Origin of the sequence: Rothia mucilaginosa, assembly GCF_901875305.1 — a bacterium.
Lineage (GTDB): Bacteria > Actinomycetota > Actinomycetes > Actinomycetales > Micrococcaceae > Rothia.
In genome coordinates, this window is the sequence record NZ_CABFLY010000006.1 from 141,753 (window position 1) to 159,076 (window position 17,324).

The following is a 17,324-nucleotide window of genomic DNA, read 5'->3' on the forward strand; positions in this document are numbered from 1 at the left end:
CGCCACGCGGTTACCCTGCCGCACGGTGGGCCCCCGCCGGCACCGACCGGCTATCCCAGTGAGGAGAACAATGAGCGAGAAGAATTACCCCGCAATTCCCGACCCCGAGGGCGTGGAGCGGGTCTACGGTGAACTGCTGGCGCGCGCGCCCGAGAACAAGATGGCACCGCGCCTGGACGCCGTGGCCCGCGCCGTCGAAATCCTCGGCGATGTGCACCGCGCCGCCCCGGTGATTCACATCACCGGCACGAACGGCAAGACCAGCACCGCCCGCATGATTGAGGCGCTGCTGCTCGGACATGACCTGCGCGTGGGCCGCTTTACCAGCCCGCACCTCGAAAGCGTCACCGAACGTATCTGCATCAACGGTGCACCCGTGCCGGACGCCACCTTCGTGCGCATCTGGGACGAAATCGCCCCCTACCTGCAGATCGTGGACGCCGAGATGACCTCCCGCGGCGAGCCCGCCCTGACCTTCTTCGAGTCCATTACCGTGCTCGCCTTCGCGATTTTTGCGGACGAGCCGGTGGACGTGGTGGTGCTCGAGGTCGGCATCGGCGGCACCTGGGACTCCACGAACGTTGCTGACGGTGTGGTTTCCGTGGTCACCCCGATCGGTCTGGACCACACCGATATGCTCGGCGAAACCCTAGCCGAGATTGCGACCGAAAAGTCCGGCATCATCAAGCCCGGTGGTTTCCTCGTCTCGGCCGTTCAGGAGCCCGAGGCTGCCGACGTGCTACTCGCCTCCGCCCGTGAGAAGGACGCATCCTTTGCCTTCGAGGGCGTCGAGTTCGGCGTGGTCTCCCGCGAGCTCGCGGTCGGCGGCCAGCTGCTGACCCTGCGCGGCCTGGCCGGCGAGTACCCGGACGTGCCGCTGTCCCTGCACGGCGCGCACCAGGCGCAGAACGCCGCCGTGGCTCTTGCCGCCGTGGAGGCCTTCTTCGGCGGCCAGCGTCAGCTGCCTGAGGATGTGGTGCGTACTGCGTTTGAGATGGTGCGCTCGCCTGGCCGCCTGGAGGTGGTGCGTACCGAGCCACTGACCATCCTGGATGCGGGCCACAACCCCCACGGCGTGCGTGCTTCTGCGACCGCGCTGACTGAGGCGTTCAAGCTTTCGCACCTGCACGCCGTGGTTGGCATTCTGGGGGAGAAGGACGCCCTGGGCATGTTCGAGACCATGCGCGAAGAGTACGTGGACGCTTCGGACGGCACGTTCCGCCTGTACCTGTCGGCCTCGGATTCGCCGCGTGCGATTGCGCCGGAGCGTCTGCACGAGCTGGCCCTGGACGCGGGCATTGACGAGGACTCGATCGAGGTGTTTGAGCACCTGGATGAGGCAATTGCCACCGCCATGGAGAACGCTCTCTTCGAGCAGGAGTCGGCGGGTGTGCTGATTACCGGTTCGATTACCGTAATCGGTGAGGCTCGTACCCTGCTGGCTGCACATGCGGAGGCGAAGACCCCCGGCGCTGAGGTTGAGGAATTGCCGGATGAGCTGGGCGCCGAGGGTGCTTATGCGGGTTCTGCGGGTGCGGCGTCGGCTTCGACTCTGGCTGCCGCGGCGGCTGCGGCTGCCTCTGCTGAGCCGGATGAGCTGCTGGACGACATCATGGCTGAGCTGGGTGGCGAGTCTGCGACGGGTTCTTCGTTGGAAGATTCGCTGGGTCTGCCGCTGGGTGACTCGTACACCGAGGACTTCTTCGGTGACGAGGAGTCCGAGGACGACTCGGAGTAACACCTACGAGGTTATTGACGAGAAGGCGGGGCGCCGCCTCTGGCTGGTATGGCTGGCTGGGGGAGTGGTGCCCCGCTTTTGTATACCGTTTTTGTGGCTTGTTTTGTAATTGGGCGTTTTGTAATTGGGAGAAACGGAGTGGCGTCACGCCCAAAGCTCAAGAGCCCCCACTCACCCAAAAAACGAAAAGAACGAATATTTGCCGGGTGGGTAAGGGCAAATCGGGGCGAGCGTATCGGCCGGGGTGATATATTCGCGACAGTAGCGGCCCTCACGTCTGAGGCCGCGCCAACAAATCCGCATACATACGCATACCAGTGACGGTATGCCACAGAGCGAAAGGTAACCTTATGTCCGCGCCCTTCACTGATTTGACCGGCACTGATTCGTTCACTGAAACGCTACGCCAGGAGAACATTGACACCTGGCTTTCTGCCACGAATCACCGTTTTGTGACTGAGCTTTTTGACGGCTCGATTGCCCCGCAGGTTATGGCGGGGTACCTGGTGCAGGATTACCGTTTCTTGGATACGTTCCTCGCCCTGATTGGTGGTGCTATCGCCAATGCTGACACTCTCTCGGGTCGCCTGCGTTTGGCGCAGTTTGCTGGGGAAATTGCCGGTGATGAGAACACCTACTTCTTGCGTAGTTTTGAGGCTTTGGGGGTGACGGAGCAGCAGTGTGATTCCGTGCCTGATACGCAGGCAACCACCGGGTTTAAGCGTCTCTTCCTGGACGCGGCGTCCAGCGGCAGCTACGCCGGTATTTTGTCGGTGTTGGTGGTGTGTGAGGGCCTGTACCTGGACTGGGCGTCGAAAGCTCCCGCCAAGCGTCCCGAATCTTTTGTGCACCACGAGTGGATTAGCCTGCATGATTACCCGGAGTTCCATGAACTGGTAGATTTCCTGCGCCGTGAACTGGATCGTGTGGGCCCGGCGGATGCGCAGACTGCCCGCGAGTTCTTTAGCCGCACGGTGGCGTTGGAGCAGCTGTTCTTTGATGAGTCGTACCGTCATCCGCTGATTTAAACTGCCCTCATGCACAGTTGATGCGCTGGTTGTGCGCGTTATCGTAGCCGCCACGCACCTACTCCAGATTGGCCCTCGGGAGGTTGCGCCCACCGCTAAATGGTGGGGCATCTTCCGAGGGTTTTTGTCTTTCGGGAACGCTCCAAATGTGCGCTTATCTACGTAAAATGACGCGTCATAAATAAAATATAGGAGCTGGCGGTGTGCTATTTGGCAGTGTGAGAGGCTAGGATAAATGGGGTACCGCTTCCGGGGTGCTGTCTGTGTCGCGCCGGTACGTACCCGCTACTGCACGAGGGGAGGTGCGCCTCCGGCGGTTGGCTCAATTACGTGAGGAGCTGCCGAATTGAAGGTTGTTGCATCCCCAGTATCACAGAGCATCAGACGGTGCTACCGAGAAAGTACCACCGTGAAACACTATCTATAAGGAGTCGTATGGGTACCGCCGCATCGAGTACTATCGAACCGCCCCAGGCCGAGAACGAACGCATCGGCGGGCTGGAGGGCGCGGAGGGAACGACGACCTCCATGGACCGCCGGCTGGGTTGGTGGCTGATTTGTGCCGGCCTCATCGCGTTGGCCTCCGCTGCGACCCTGGTGTATGAACGCCTGCAGATTTATGTTGACGCCGGCCACACCACGGTCTGTGACATCAACGGCCTGCTGAGTTGTGGTACGGTGATGCGCACCCCGCAGGCAGAGGCCTTCGGCTTCCCGAATCCCTTTATTGGTTTGGTTGGCTTCTCTATCGTGGTGACGATTGGCGCGGCAATTCTGGCTGGGGCGCAGTTTAAGAAGTGGTTCTGGATCTGCCTGAACATCGGCTTGGGCGCCGCGACGGCCTTCATCATGTGGCTGTGGTTTGAGACGACTTTCCACATCAACGCTCTCTGCCTGTTCTGCATGATTGTGTGGGTTATGACCATTACCCTTTTCGTGAAGACCACGGTGCACAACATCTCAGCGGGTGTTATTCCTGCCTCGCCGTCGGTTCGTGAAAGTGCCCGTGCCTGGTCGTGGTTCGCGATTGGTCTGTGGCTGATTCTGATTTTTGGCATCATCGTGATTCGTTTCTTCGACGTTATTATGGGCATGATGCAGTAACCCTTCCGGCTTGCGAACGATATCTGAAGGGAATACGTGGGGAACGCCCCGGTAGCACGGCTGCCGGGGCTTTTCTGTACTCTGCGGCCCTCAGTTGAGTGATGCGGTAGCGGTGCAGTTACGGCGAGGGTGGGAACGCCGCGTGTGTCACTTTGCGTGCGTATAATGGACGGGTACGTTCCTTTGCTCACTGAGGAGAACCGTGAAGACTGCCGGAATGGCCACGATGGGTGGCGCCGCCGTAATTTTCCTGATTGCCCTTCTGCTGCTGACCGCCGGTCATTTTTCTCTGCTGTGGGTTATCCTGCTGATTCTTTCTCCCTTCGTTTTTATTTTGGGGGTGCCGTTTGCGACCGGTTCGGGTCCGGAGTACCTTCCGACCGATCCGAAGCTGGCGCAGCAGGCGCGTGAGGCTCGTGACGCTGAGCTGGGCTTGGACTAGCCTCTATTTCTTTGACGATTCTTGCGGGTTTCTCGCGGGAGATTCGCCGGATGGACGTTCCGTATCGTGCGGGGTCTCGCCCAAATTTTTGAACGAAAGCCGGATGGTGCACGGGCGCCGTCCGGCTTTCTTGCGCTTGGCCGTATGTGGGTTTCCCCCGCATCCCGGGTAGCTTCGAGGGGGTTGTGTACGGGTATAATGAAGGGCGGTGTCTTGTGCGCCCCGCACGCGCAGAAGATCCCCACCATCGCATCGAGGGAGAGTACCCGTAGAGCACCGGCCGTAAGCCGCGGAGCATGACTGTCGCACCGCGCGGACCGGACCGCGACGGCGAAGAATCCCGAAGACCGGCAGGGCGCCCAGGGAGGGCGTGGCCGTGCTCGATTGCGGGGTGGCTGTGACCGTTGCGGTACGCGTTGCGTTCCGCCCGCTCGCCCCCACGAATGACGGCGCTGAAAGAGATAGCGCCCGGGTTGCGCCCCACGTATGCGCGCTCGCAGGGAGAGGCTTGAGCCACGGTGACGGCAACTAGGCTTTGCGCTGTATGCGCGCTGTCAAAAATCCTCGCGATGCGGAGCGGGGTATGACGAAAGAAGATTAATGTCTGACGAGAAGAACGTCGAACTTGGGGTTTTTGAGGCGCTGAACGCCCTCGCGGAGGAGAAGAACGCCTCCGCAGAAACCCGTGAAACTCTGCGTAAGAATGTTCGCCAGAGCTCCGAGTCTCAGGCTGCTCCCGCTGAGCGTCGCCGCCCGGGACGTCCGAAGAAGGAGAAGGCTCCCGAGCTTCCCCTAGATGAAGCTATCGCCACGGGCCTGACCAATCTGCGTAACGCTAAGGCTAAGCATGCCCCCGCGCCGAAGACCGCCGCTCCTGCGGTGCCTGAGTCTGAGGTTGCTTCGACCCTGAACAGCTTGTTTGCGGCTGTCGAGAAGCAGTCTGTTGAGGCTGTGGAGGCTCCCGCCGCCCAGGAGCGCATGGCGAAGGTTGAAGAGGTCGCTAAGGTCGAGAAGGTGGGTAAGGTCGAGACCGTCGAGAAGACCGCTAAGGTCGAGGAGATCGCCAAGGTTGAGAAGGTGACCGCGGCAGAGAAGGCCGAAGAAGCCACAGAAGAGGCTGCCGAAGCCGAATTCGTCGAGGGCGAGGCCGCCGCGGAAGCCGAGATTCAGGTCGAGGCAGAGCAAGCCGCCGAGAAGCAGGCTGAGAATGCTGAGACCGGCTCCGCTGATGCAGCGCCCGCGGCAACCGACGGCGTGGCTGAGGTACTCGAAGCTGAGGTTTCCGTTGTTGAAGAGGTAGCCGACGAGGAGGCACCCGCCGAGCCCGTTAAGACCCTGAGCGACCTGCAGCGTGAGAAGCTGCAGGAGCTTCGCTCGCGCACCCCCATGGGCGCAATGCCGCTGTTCGTGGCCCCCGAGCCCGAGGAGCTGAGTGAGCTCGCAGTGGCAGCCAAGCTCGAGCGTGAAGCTCGCCGCGCCGCCGCTGAAGAGCAGAAGCGCAAGGACCGCATGGAGCGCCGTCGCGAGGAGGCAGCCGCAGAGGCTGAGGTGACCAGTCACCGTCGCCGTCGCCGTCGCCGCGGTACCGAGGACATCGAGATTGAAGGCGGTGTCGAAGACGATGTTGAGACCGTCACCAAGGTGCGCGCACCGCGCCTGGCTGACTCTCACGCATCCGATACCGTGACCGGCGTGCGTGGCTCGACCCGTCTGGAAGCTAAGCGTGTGCGTCGCCGCGAATCCCGTTCCCTGGGTCGCCGCCGTCACATCGTGACCGAGGCTGAATTCCTGGCGCGCCGCGAGTCCGTGGACCGTCAGATGGTGGTCCGTCAGAAGGATAGCCGTATTCAGATTGGTGTGCTCGAAGATGGCGTGCTGGCTGAGCACTTCGTGTCGAAGACTCAGCAGGATTCCCTGATTGGTAACGTGTACCTGGGTAAGGTGCAGAACGTCCTACCGTCTATGGAGGCTGCCTTCGTCGATATTGGACGTGGCCGTAACGCTGTGCTTTACGCGGGCGAGGTTAACTGGGACGTCACCGGTTTGGACGGCGTGCCCCGCAAGATTGAGAATGCTCTGAAGCCGGGCGATTCGGTGCTGGTGCAGGTCACCAAGGACCCGATTGGCCACAAGGGTGCCCGTCTGACCAGCCAGGTTTCTCTGCCGGGCCGCTTCCTGGTGTACGTGCCGGGCGGTTCAATGACCGGTATTTCTCGCAAGTTGCCCGACACCGAGCGTGCGCGTCTGAAGAAGATTCTGAAGGACAAGCTGCCCGAGGGTGCCGGCGTGATTGTGCGCACCGCGGCTGAGGGTGCCTCCGAGGAGGAGCTGACCCACGACATTAACCGTCTGCGCGCGCAGTGGGAAGAGATTCAGGAGAAGGCTAACTCCCGCAAGGTGCTGGCTCCGGAGATGCTCTATCAGGAGCCTGACCTGATGATTAAGACCGTGCGTGACGTCTTCAACGAGGACTTCACCGCGATGATCGTTCAGGGTCAGGATGCCTGGGATTCCATCGAAGCCTACGTGACCTACGTGGCACCCGACCTGGTTTCGCGCTTGCAGAAGTGGGACGGCGAGGAGGACCTTTTCGATCACTACCGCATTAACGAGCAGTTGGCTAAGGCTCTGGACCGCAAGGTCTACCTGCCCTCGGGTGGCTCGCTCGTGATTGACCGCACCGAGGCCATGACCGTGGTGGACGTGAACACCGGTAAGTTCACCGGTAGCGGCGGCAACCTTGAAGAGACCGTCACCAAGAACAACCTGGAGGCGGCTGAGGAGATTGTGCGTCAGCTGCGTCTGCGCGATATCGGCGGCATCATCGTGATTGACTTCATCGACATGGTGCTCGAGTCGAACCGTGACCTGGTGTTGCGCCGACTGATTGAGTGCCTGGGCCGCGACCGCACCAAGCATCAGGTGACCGAGGTGACTTCGCTGGGTCTGGTTCAGATGACCCGCAAGCGCCTGGGCACCGGCCTGCTTGAGGTCTTCTCGGAGCCTTGCGAGCATTGCGCTGGCCGCGGTCTGATTGTTCACGATCAGCCGCTGAGTGGCCGTAGTGGTGGCGCCTCCGACTTCATTCATCGCCACGACCGTAACGAGCGTAAGCGTGCCCGTTCGGCCTCCCGTGAGGATTCGCGTGACCAGCAGAAGCAGGACGCGCTGGAGTCGAAGAAGGCCGAGCGTCGCAATGCGATGGCCGCCGTGGCCGCAGCTTCTGTCCAGAACGAGGAGGGCTCGGAGGAGACCACCTCGACCCGCAAGAAGCGTAAGCGCCGCAAGCGTTCGCGCCGCGCCGAGACCGCTGAGCTCTCGCTGGAGCAGGAGATTCAGGGTATCGCAGAGGCGAGCGAGCAGGCTCACGCCGAGGTTGCTGAACGCGAGCAGAAGGTCTCTGAGGTAACCGATGGCCAATGGGCAGGTGAGCAGGGTGGCTTCTCCCTGGAGCAGCTGGCTAGCGCTTTCGACCGTGTGGAAGAGGAAGCGGCCGCCCAGGAGAAGAGCGAGGAAAAGCCTCAGCGTGAGGAGAAGAACTCCCGTTCGGGTCGTTCTCGTCAGAACCGCTCCGAGAAGCGTCATGAGTTGGACGATACCGCGATTGCAGCGGTGGAGGGTTCGGATTCCGGCGTGATGGATCACCATGTTGATCCCGAGCTCGACCCGCGCTTTAGCCGTTCTTCGGATCGTTTTGAGGCGATTCGTGCGGGTGAGGCGAAGGCTCGTGCCTCGCAGAAGGCTGGCCGTATCGCCCGTCCTGAGGGTGAATCTTCTCGCCCGGGTCGTGAGGAGCGTTCCTCCAAGCGCCGTTCCGAGCGTGCGGAGCACACCGAACGTTCCGAGTCGAAGCGTGCTGAGCGTGAGGACCTTCGTATTGAGGATGTCCGCGAGACTCCCCGCGCGTCGCGTCGCCGTGCACGCCGCGCCGCCGAGTCGGCTGATCAGAACGGTCAGCGTGAGCAGGGCACCCGCCCGGCCGTGACCGGTGTGATTGGTGCTCCTTCGGTTGAGCCTGCTGAACCGAAGCAGGAGAAGGCGGAGCAGAAGCCGGCCCAGCCCGCATCGGTTGCGCCGTCTGCTCCGGCCCCGCGCAAGCGCCGCACCCGCCGTGCCGCTTCGAGCGCCGGCGTGGGTTCGAAGGTCGTGACCGTCGATACTGCCGAGAGCGCTCACGGTTCTGTGGTGGCTTCCGCTTCCGTGGCGGATGTGGCCCCGGCCATCGAGGAGGCTTCGGCTCCGACGATGCTTGGCATCGGTGTGGCTGCTGCCGACATCAAGCGCCTGGGTAAGGACGATTAGCCCTGCGGTTCGCGCGTAGTAGCAGATAATGAAAAGGCCCCGACGGGGTGGAGGAATCCACGCCGCCGGGGCCTTTTCCGTTTAGCCATCGCCATTTTGCGTCCGCCGGTCTGCCTGCCGGGGGAAAGCGCATCGGGGGAGGGTACGTGGGGAGTCTGCCGGGAACATGCTGGGGGAGCGCACCGGGGTGTGGTTGAGGAACATCACGCCGCATCCGCATATTTCGGTGAGGTAGCTCTATTGCGCGGCCCGTCCTTCATGCCGTATTCTTAAGGACTGGTGTTTATCTCAGTGAAGCCCTATCGACGCAGGGCCAGCGGGAGACACCGCTCCCACCCGCATCGTCTTTGGCTCGGTCGAGTATTCGGCTGAGGTTGGAACGTGCGGGAGAGAGACACCACCGGTGAGCCTCGCGTGGTGGCTCCGGCGGGCAATCCCGTCGGAACGCACGGGCCGTTCCTCCTTTCGCGGTTATCCGACCGGCGGGGAGGGCGCACAGTAATGAAAGCGCAGGCTGCTCATTCGAGTGAGATCCAAGAAGCAAGTTGTCGAGAAAAGTGAGTCCCATAGTGGCATACGCGATTGTACGCGCTGGCGGCCGCCAGGAGAAGGTTTCCGTCGGCGACCTCGTTACCCTTGACCGTGTTGCAGGCGAGCCCGGCAGCACCATCGAGCTGCCCGTGCTGCTGCTCGTCGACGGTGACAAGGTCACCGCTGACGCAAAGTCCCTGGCTTCCGCCAAGGTTGTTGCTGAGAAGGTCGAGGACCTGCGCGGTCCGAAGATCGTTATTCAGAAGTACAAGAACAAGACCGGTTACAAGAAGCGTCAGGGCTTCCGCGCTGAGCTGACCACCGTCAAGATTACCGCTATCAACGCGTAATCGAAGCGAACCGGAATTCAACCCTAAGGTAGGAATACAGAATGGCACACAAGAAGGGCGCAAGCTCCACCCGTAACGGTCGTGACTCGAACCCCCAGTACCTCGGTGTTAAGCGCTACGGCGGCCAGTCCGTCAACGCAGGCGAGATTATCGTTCGTCAGCGCGGCACCCACTTCCACCCCGGCCTGAACGTTGGCCGCGGTGGCGACGACACCCTGTTCGCTCTGGCAGCAGGCACCGTCGAGTTCGGTACCCGCAAGGGCCGCAAGGTCGTTAACATCCTGGCTGCAGCTGAGTAATACTCACCGCTAGGGCAGAGGGGGTAGGCGCGAGTCTACCCCCTCTCGCTATAACTCCCGTTCTGCGAGTGACCCGCACGCCGTGCGCTGGTCCTCGCGAGGAGGCGCGCCCCAACCCGGCTGCGCCTGTTGACGCATCCGCCCATTGGGCGTTGAGGCGTCGGCGAAGAGAAGACTTTCCAAGATAGGAGAACCCGTGGCGGAATTCGTGGACCGCGTGGTCTTGCATGTTTCCGGCGGTCGCGGAGGCAACGGCTGCGTCTCCGTGCGACGTGAGAAGTTTAAGCCGCTGGGCGGCCCGAACGGTGGTAACGGTGGTAACGGTGGCGCGGTGGTTCTGCGCGTTGATAACCAGACCACGACCCTGCTGGAGTACCATCACAGCCCGCACCAGCACGCCCCGAATGGCGATATTGGTCGTGGCGACATGCACCACGGCTTCAACGGTGAGGACTTGGTTCTGACCGTGCCGCAGGGCACCGTGGTGAAGGACCGCGAGGGCAATGTGCTGGCCGACCTGTTGCACGTTGGTGACGAGTACATCGCCGCGCGCGGCGGTATGGGCGGACTGGGTAACGCCGCGTTGGCTTCGACGAAGCGTAAGGCCCCCGGCTTCGCGCTGTTGGGCACCCCCGGTGAAGAGGCCGATATTGTGCTGGAGCTTAAGTCCATCGCGGATGTGGCCTTGGTGGGTTACCCCTCGGCGGGTAAGTCCTCGTTGATTGCCGCTATCTCCGCGGCACGCCCGAAGATTGCGGATTACCCGTTTACGACCCTAATCCCGAACCTGGGCGTGGTTCAGGCGGGCGATGTGCGCTACACGGTGGCCGACGTGCCGGGTCTGATTGAGGGCGCCTCGGAGGGGCGTGGCCTGGGCCACCGCTTCCTGCGTCACGTGGAGCGCTCCTCGGCGCTCGTGCATGTGATTGACTGCGCGACTCTGGAACCCGGCCGTGACCCGATTAGCGACTTCGAGGTGATTCGCGGCGAGCTGCAGAACTACGAGGTCGACCCGACCGCGGGCGTGACCGTGCCGTTGCACGAGCGTCCGCAGATTGTGGTGTTGAACAAAATTGACGTGCCTGAGGCTCGTGAGCTGGCCGAGTTTGTGCGCCCCGAGTTCGAGGAGATGGGCTTTAAGGTCTTCGAGATTTCGACTGCCTCGCATGAGGGTTTGAAGCCTCTCATCTTCGCGATGGCAAAGCTCGTGGAGGAGGACCGTGCCGCCCGCGCTGCCGCTGAGAAGGAGGCTGCGCGTGTGACCGTCGAGACCCCCGTGATTCGCCCGAAGGGCTTCCGCAATAAGAAGAAGCAGGAGTTCGTGATTCGTCGCGAGGAGCGCAACCTGGAGCCGCTGTTCCGCGTGATTGGTGAGAAGCCTGAGCGTTGGATCCAGCAGACCGACTTCAACAATGACGAGGCGGTCGGCTACCTGGCGGACCGTCTGGCCCGCCTGGGTGTTGAGGACGAGCTGTTTAAGGCCGGTGCCCGCGCGGGCGACGCCGTGGTGATTGGCGAGAGCGACAACTCTGTGATTTTCGACTGGGAGCCGACTATGGTTGGCGGCGCCGAGTTGCTCTCTTCGCCGCGCGGTACCGACGCTCGCCTGGAGGAGATTATCCGCCCGACCCGCGCTCAGAAGCGTGTGGAGTACAAGGAACGCATGGATGCGAAGGCTGCGGCTCGTGCCGAGCTGGAGTCCGAGCGCGTGGCTGGCGTCTGGACCGAGTCTGTGGAGTACCGCAAGAAGCTCAAGGAAGGCAAGGTCGACGAGAGCATCGACATGCTCAGCATCGAGGACGAGGACTAAGGCACAGTCCACATTGTGATGGTGGGGGTGAGTCAGGTCTCGGGTGTTCCACCCGCGGCTTAGCTCACCCCCGTCATTTCGTTGTTTTTAGCATCGAGACGGTAGCATAGATGGGTGTATGCACGTGCATCCGGCGTCCCGAGTTGGTCTGTCGGCTGGTGCGCGCATCCGTGTATTTACCCGTATCCTCACCGGTGGGCGCGTTGTTTTCCGGTGCGGTCTCTGTCCCCAGCAAGGACGGCTTCTGTGAGTGATCAGCCTATTCAGTTTGATTTCGATGCTCCGAGTTTCGAGTCAATTCCCCCTCGCGTTCCTGGACGGGTGCGTTTGGGCGTGATGGGTGGAACGTTTGACCCGATTCATCACGGGCACCTGGTGGCGGCCAGTGAGGTTGCCGCGGTGTTTGATTTGGATGAGGTTGTTTTTGTTCCGACCGGTCAGCCCTGGCAGAAGGTGGGGGAGCGGCACGTGAGTGATGCCGAGCATCGCTATCTGATGACGGTGATTGCGACGGCGTCGAACCCGCGTTTTACGGTGAGCCGTATTGATATTGACCGTGGCGGCGCCACGTACACCTTTGATACGCTTAACGAGCTGCGTAGCCTGCGCCCCGATGCTGACCTGTTCTTCATTACCGGGGCGGACGCCATCAGCCAGATTATGACCTGGCGCAATGCCCATAAGCTGTGGGATCTTGCGACGTTCGTGGGAGTGACCCGCCCCGATCATACGCTGGATCCTCCTCTTGCGGAGGGGCGTCATATTACGACGCTGAAGATTCCTGCGATGGCGATTTCTTCGACCGATATTCGCCGTCGTGCGGCTGAGGATGCTCCCATCTGGTACCTGGTACCCGATGGTGTGGTGCAGTATATTGCGAAGTATGGGCTGTATAAGAAGGACGCTTTGACGGCCTACCGTGACGGTCTGCCTCGTGTGAAGGATGAGGCGGAGCAGTCACCCGAATCGACGAATAATGGGGGAACACATGAGTGAAGCTGCGGGTTCGAAGCCCTATAGCGAGGACGAAGCGTACCTCTACGAGACGTACGTGACTGAAGACGGCATTGAGGTGCCGCCGCCGACCAAGGTGATGGGTCCGCGCCGTCTCGCCCGTTACCGTGAGGAAGTTGCCGAGTACCTGCGTGCGCACCGCCGCGGGGAGAACCCGAAGCCTGTAGATAATATGGGTTCCGTGGTGAATGCTGGCGCGATTGATCCGCAGGTTCTGGCGGTTCAGCGTCGTTTTGCGGCGTTGGCGGCCCAGGGCAAGATTGAGACTGAGGCGAATGATGAGGAGAAGCTGCATGAGCCGGCTCCTCTGACCAGTAGCTTGCGTATTCTGCGTCCCGAGGAGATTGCAAAGAACCGTGTGGATGCCACTAATCCCTCGGCGGTGGATAGCCCGCTGACCTCTTCGATCCCGGTGATTACCGTGGTCAAGGAGGAGGAGCCTGAGCCGAAGATGCACGAGTACCTCGTGCGCGACGAGCCGAAGGTTGACGAGCGTGTTGTCGACTACGCTTCTGTAGCGGTTGAGGATGAGGAATCTTCCGAGTCTCAGGATGCTCAGGAGTCCGAGGCTTCCGAGGTGCAGAAGGATGAGGGTGCATCCTCCAACTTGCCCACCCGTGTGAGCGCTGTGAACGCGCAGGGCCTTGACTTGAGCGTTCTGGACGGCTCGGTTTCTGGTGACACCGTGGATTCGGTGGATGGCGATCCGACCGTGGCTCTGAGCCCGGATGAGGTGGAGGAGTTGCTGCAGCGCATGGTGGACCGCCAGGATCCTGAGGATTCGGTGGCGCTGGCTGAGCTCGCGGCGGATGAGTCTGCCAAGTCTAAGAGCGCCCCGGTGGCTTCGGTGGAGCGTGCGGATAGTAGCGCTCAGAAGAAGGAATCTGAAAAGTCTTTCGCTGAGAAGGTTGCCGAGAACCAGTCGGAGCATGAGGTGCTGAAGCCGGCTCAGAAGACTTCTCTGGCCTGGCTGTGGATTGTTCTGTTGCTGGCCCTGGTTGTTGTTGGCTTGATTATGATTTTTGGCCCGAAGTAGGCCGTGAGAATACGCCCCGCGGGGTGCTGCCGGTGGGAATGACCGGCAAGAAAGGAAAACATGACTGCTGCACAGTCCTCGGTTGAGGCTCTGCGCATTGCCGCCCGTGCGGCGGAGGAGAAGCAGGGAACGAACCTGTTCGCTGTGGATGCTGCCGACGCCATGGGTCTGATTGACGGTTTCCTGGTGGTTTCGGCTCATAATGAGCGCCTGGTGAACGCCGTGGCTGACGAGGTTGAGGACGCCCTGCGTGAGCAGGCTGGTCTGAAGCCTGTACGCCGTGAGGGTCGTTCCTCGGGTCGTTGGATTCTGCTGGACTTCGGCGATATTGTGGTTCACGTTCAGCATGAGGAGGACCGCGAGTTCTACGCCCTGGATCGCCTGTGGGCCCAGGCCCCGCGCATCGAGCTGGGTGTGGAGAACGAGGCTCCCTTCGACATCGAGGCTGAGTCCGAGGAGGAGGCCGCACGCATCATCCCGGCGCAGGACGAGGTTTAGATTTTCGGACTGCACCGTGGGGCGTGACGCTCTGAGTTGCGCCTCCGTAGCGTTTGCGTGAAGGGTGGGTTCGGTGCCTTGCATGTGGTGCACATGCGGGGCGTGGGCTCACCCCTCGCTGTGTTCGCCTCATTGTATTTGCGGTGTTTTATGTGCCGTGGGTGGGGCAGTTTGGGGCTCCTGAAATTTTTGAATTTTTTTGAATTTGAGCTGTTCTTGATTTGCATCGCCCTCTGAGGAGTGTGTAATATATTCATGTTGCCCCCTTGAGGAACGTAACAGAATATGGGGATATGGCGCAGCTGGTAGCGCACCTGCATGGCATGCAGGGGGTCAGGGGTTCGAGTCCCCTTATCTCCACGGAAACCTCGGTTGAGGTGCCAATCGCCCGTTTCGTATGAATCGGGCGATTTTGCTATCTCTAGACTTTTTGCATCGTGGTTTCGTTCTGGAGGCGACGGACTCTCAGTTGTTTGCGTCGCCTGCCGGCTTATGCCGGTCTTCCCACGCTGGTCATCTCACACCAGCCACATCTCAAGGAGAGGTTCATGGGAGAGTACGCACACGCTCACCACGACGGTCATCATCACAATCATTCGCACGTTCCGAGTCCGGAGGATGCCGCTTCGATGCGTCCGCGTCTTCTGGTTGCCTTTAGCCTGGCGGTCATTATTGTGTTGGCGCAGGCGGTTGGCTCGCTGGTGACGGGTAGCTTGGCCCTGCTGACGGATACGGCGCACGCTATTACGGATGCCTCCGGTCTGCTGGTGGCGCTCACCGCGGCTTCGCTCATGACGCGTCCGGCGACCTCGCGCCATACGTGGGGTTTCCGCCGTATTGAGGTGCTGGCGGCTCTGGGGCAGTCGGTGCTCCTGCTAGCGGTGGGTATTTATGCTGCGGTGGAGGGCGTGCATCGTCTGTTTGCGGCTCCTGAGGTGCCTGGTGCTGAGTTGCTGGTTTTTGGTGTGGTCGGTTTGGTGGCGAATGTTGTTGGCATTGTGGTGCTGGCTTCGGGCCGAAATGCGAACTTCAATATGCGTGCCGCATTCCTGGAGGTGCTCAATGATGCCCTGGGTTCGCTGGGCGTGATTGTGGCGGCTGTGGTGATTTGGTTGACCGGTTTCTATCGGGCGGATGCTTTGGCCGGTCTGTTTATTGCGGCACTGATTGTGCCGCGTGCGGTACGTTTGATGAAGCAGACGACGGCGGTGCTCATGGAGTTCACCCCGGATGGGCTGGACTTGGATGCGATGCGCGAGCATATCTTGAGTGTTGACGGCGTGGTGGAGGTGCACGATGTGCACGCCTCGATGGTGGCGACGGGCCTGCCGGTGGTGACCGCGCACGTGGTGGTGGCAGATTCTTGTTTCCGGGACGGTTCTGCGGTGGCGATTTTGGACCGTATCCGTTCGTGCGTGGCTCACCATTTTGAGGTGTCGGTGGAGCATTCGACCTTCCAGTTGGAGACCGCTGAGCTGGGTGGTCAGGAGCCGCAGTCGGTTCGCCACCCCTAGCCGGGGGGGGGGTACGTTCCCGGCACCGGGTTTGTGCTTGTTGTTGTGCGTAGCTCCGTGTTTTGATCTGTACCGTGCTGGGCTGTCCACTCGGCTGTCATTGGGGGCGGTAGTTGGTAGCTTTTGGCGGCAAAAGATACACTCGTAGGTGGGGTATGTCCGGGTTCTCTGATGCATCCGGGAACGTGCCCCGAACACTGAATCAGCATCACGGAGGAGACCATGCATTCACCTATCGCCACGTATCTTGTTGACTCCTTGGCGGCGGTCGCCTCCGATACTTCTGGGGAGCTGGCGAACTATATTCCCGAGCTGGCGGCTGTTAATCCGGATCGCCTGGCTACGTCCATCGTGATGGTTGATGGTGAGCAGTACGTTGCGGGTGATAGCGACGTGGAGTTCACGATTCAGTCGATTTCTAAGCCTTTCGTGTATGCGTTGGCTCTGGCTGATCGCGGTTTTGATGACGTGCTGGCGAAGGTTGGCGTTGAGCCCTCGGGCGAGCCCTTCAATGAGCTGTCGCTGGAGGACGGCTCGGGTAAGCCGTTGAACCCGATGATTAACGCTGGTGCGATTACCACTCACTCGCTGGTGGGTCCTCCGGGGGCTACGCAGGGTGAGCGTATGGAGCGCGTTATTTCGGGCCTGTCGGCTTTTGCGGGCCGTCGGCTGTCGGTGAATGAGCGCGTGTACGAGTCTGAGTTGGAGCACGCGCACCGCAACTACGCTATTGCGCACATGCTGCGCGGCCACGGCATCTTGACGGGTGATCCGGAGGTGTCGGTGCAGGGGTACACGCGCCAGTGCTCGCTCATGGTTACGGTGAAGGACTTGGCTCTGATGGCTGCGACTCTCGCGAACTACGGTGTGCACCCGGTGACGGGGGAGCAGGTGGTTCCGAAGGGTGTGGTGCGTCAGGTGTTGAGCGTCATGTTCACGTGCGGCATGTACAACTCCGCGGGTGACTGGGCGACCCAGGTGGGTGTTCCGGCGAAGAGCGGCGTGGGCGGCGGCATTATCGGTGCGGTTCCGGGCCAGTTGGGTGTGGCGACGTTTTCTCCGCGCCTGGACGGGCACGGTAATAGCGTGCGCGGTGTGGAGCTCTTCGAGAAGTTCTCTGAAGACATGGGCATGCACGTGATGAACGTGCCGACGGTGGCGCGCTCGGCCTTGCGCGCGGACTACCAGATTGGTTCCGGCCCCGAGGCCATGCGCCTGATTCAGCTGCAGGGCCGCATTCGCTTCGCGGGTGTGGAGCGCGTGATTCGCGAGATTGTGGACGCCCCGATGGAGGGTTCGAAGGTCGCGCTGGATGTGACGCGCGTGTACGCGGTGGATGAGGTGGCGCAGAATATGCTCTTGGAGCTGATGCGCCGCCTGACTGCTGACGGCTACCGGGTGTACCTGATTGATAACGATGACACGATTACTGATACGGATGCGCTACGCCGCATGAACGTGACGATTCTGTCGGGTCCCGAGGGGTCCGCTCCTTCTCAGCTGGTGGGGGAGGGCGCTGTGATGGAGCCGGCGGGTAGTTCTGTGGTGTCTTTGCCTGCGGGTGGTGCATCGGCTAATCCTTCGGCTGAGCTGGTGGGTGAGTCCGGGGCGTAGCCGGTGCCTCGGTGTGGCTGTGCCGTTTGGCTGGATATACTGGT

The 17,324-nt window shown here is 61.3% G+C and carries 13 protein-coding genes and 1 tRNA gene; all 14 read left to right on the forward strand.

Annotated elements, in window-relative coordinates; genetic code table 11:
- Nucleotides 1-70: 70 nt before the first annotated feature.
- The 14 genes from JX292_RS07840 to JX292_RS07905 all read left to right on the forward strand — a co-directional run bounded on the left by JX292_RS07840 (nt 71) and on the right by JX292_RS07905 (nt 17,280).
- Nucleotides 71-1,738: a bifunctional folylpolyglutamate synthase/dihydrofolate synthase gene (locus JX292_RS07840; RefSeq protein WP_204863214.1), complete on the forward strand. Its 1,668-nt coding sequence runs from the start codon at nt 71-73 to the stop codon at nt 1,736-1,738.
- A gap of 350 nt (nt 1,739-2,088) precedes the next feature.
- A complete protein-coding gene (locus JX292_RS07845) occupies nt 2,089-2,766 on the forward strand; it encodes a TenA family protein (RefSeq protein ID WP_204863216.1) in 678 nt (225 codons plus the stop codon).
- A 435-nt stretch (nt 2,767-3,201) separates the two neighbouring features.
- Nucleotides 3,202-3,870: a vitamin K epoxide reductase family protein gene (locus JX292_RS07850; protein WP_204863218.1), complete on the forward strand. Its 669-nt coding sequence runs from the start codon at nt 3,202-3,204 to the stop codon at nt 3,868-3,870.
- 202 nt (nt 3,871-4,072) lie between these two features.
- A complete protein-coding gene (locus JX292_RS07855; protein WP_204863220.1) occupies nt 4,073-4,312 on the forward strand; it encodes a nucleoside-diphosphate sugar epimerase in 240 nt (79 codons plus the stop codon).
- A gap of 600 nt (nt 4,313-4,912) precedes the next feature.
- On the forward strand, nt 4,913-8,614 hold the full coding sequence (locus JX292_RS07860) for an Rne/Rng family ribonuclease (RefSeq protein WP_204863221.1): 3,702 nt from the start codon (nt 4,913-4,915) through the stop codon (nt 8,612-8,614).
- A 569-nt stretch (nt 8,615-9,183) separates the two neighbouring features.
- Nucleotides 9,184-9,495, forward strand: coding sequence for a 50S ribosomal protein L21 (rplU, locus tag JX292_RS07865; protein WP_005505764.1), 312 nt, complete (start codon nt 9,184-9,186; stop codon nt 9,493-9,495).
- 41 nt (nt 9,496-9,536) lie between these two features.
- Nucleotides 9,537-9,794 carry a 50S ribosomal protein L27 gene (gene rpmA / locus JX292_RS07870; RefSeq protein ID WP_049332527.1) on the forward strand — a complete coding sequence of 86 codons (258 nt, stop codon included), beginning with the start codon at nt 9,537-9,539 and terminating at the stop codon, nt 9,792-9,794.
- Between the two features lie 196 nt (nt 9,795-9,990).
- The gene (gene obgE, locus JX292_RS07875; RefSeq protein WP_204863223.1) at nt 9,991-11,604 is read left to right on the forward strand and encodes a GTPase ObgE; all 1,614 of its coding nucleotides are present in this window, start codon (nt 9,991-9,993) and stop codon (nt 11,602-11,604) included.
- A gap of 246 nt (nt 11,605-11,850) precedes the next feature.
- Entirely contained in the window at nt 11,851-12,600 is a 750-nt protein-coding gene (gene nadD / locus JX292_RS07880) for a nicotinate-nucleotide adenylyltransferase (protein WP_204863225.1), read from the forward strand.
- Nucleotides 12,593-13,654, forward strand: coding sequence for a sulfite reductase subunit alpha (locus tag JX292_RS07885; RefSeq protein ID WP_204863227.1), 1,062 nt, complete (start codon nt 12,593-12,595; stop codon nt 13,652-13,654). Before nadD ends, JX292_RS07885 begins: the two co-directional genes overlap by 8 nt.
- A gap of 60 nt (nt 13,655-13,714) precedes the next feature.
- Nucleotides 13,715-14,152: a ribosome silencing factor gene (gene rsfS, locus JX292_RS07890; protein ID WP_204863229.1), complete on the forward strand. Its 438-nt coding sequence runs from the start codon at nt 13,715-13,717 to the stop codon at nt 14,150-14,152.
- Between the two features lie 287 nt (nt 14,153-14,439).
- A tRNA-Ala gene (locus JX292_RS07895) sits at nt 14,440-14,512 on the forward strand.
- A 188-nt stretch (nt 14,513-14,700) separates the two neighbouring features.
- Nucleotides 14,701-15,666, forward strand: coding sequence for a cation diffusion facilitator family transporter (locus tag JX292_RS07900; protein WP_204863232.1), 966 nt, complete (start codon nt 14,701-14,703; stop codon nt 15,664-15,666).
- Between the two features lie 222 nt (nt 15,667-15,888).
- Nucleotides 15,889-17,280, forward strand: a complete 1,392-nt coding sequence (locus JX292_RS07905; RefSeq protein ID WP_239653699.1) for a glutaminase — start codon at nt 15,889-15,891, stop codon at nt 17,278-17,280.
- Nucleotides 17,281-17,324: the final 44 nt, after the last annotated feature.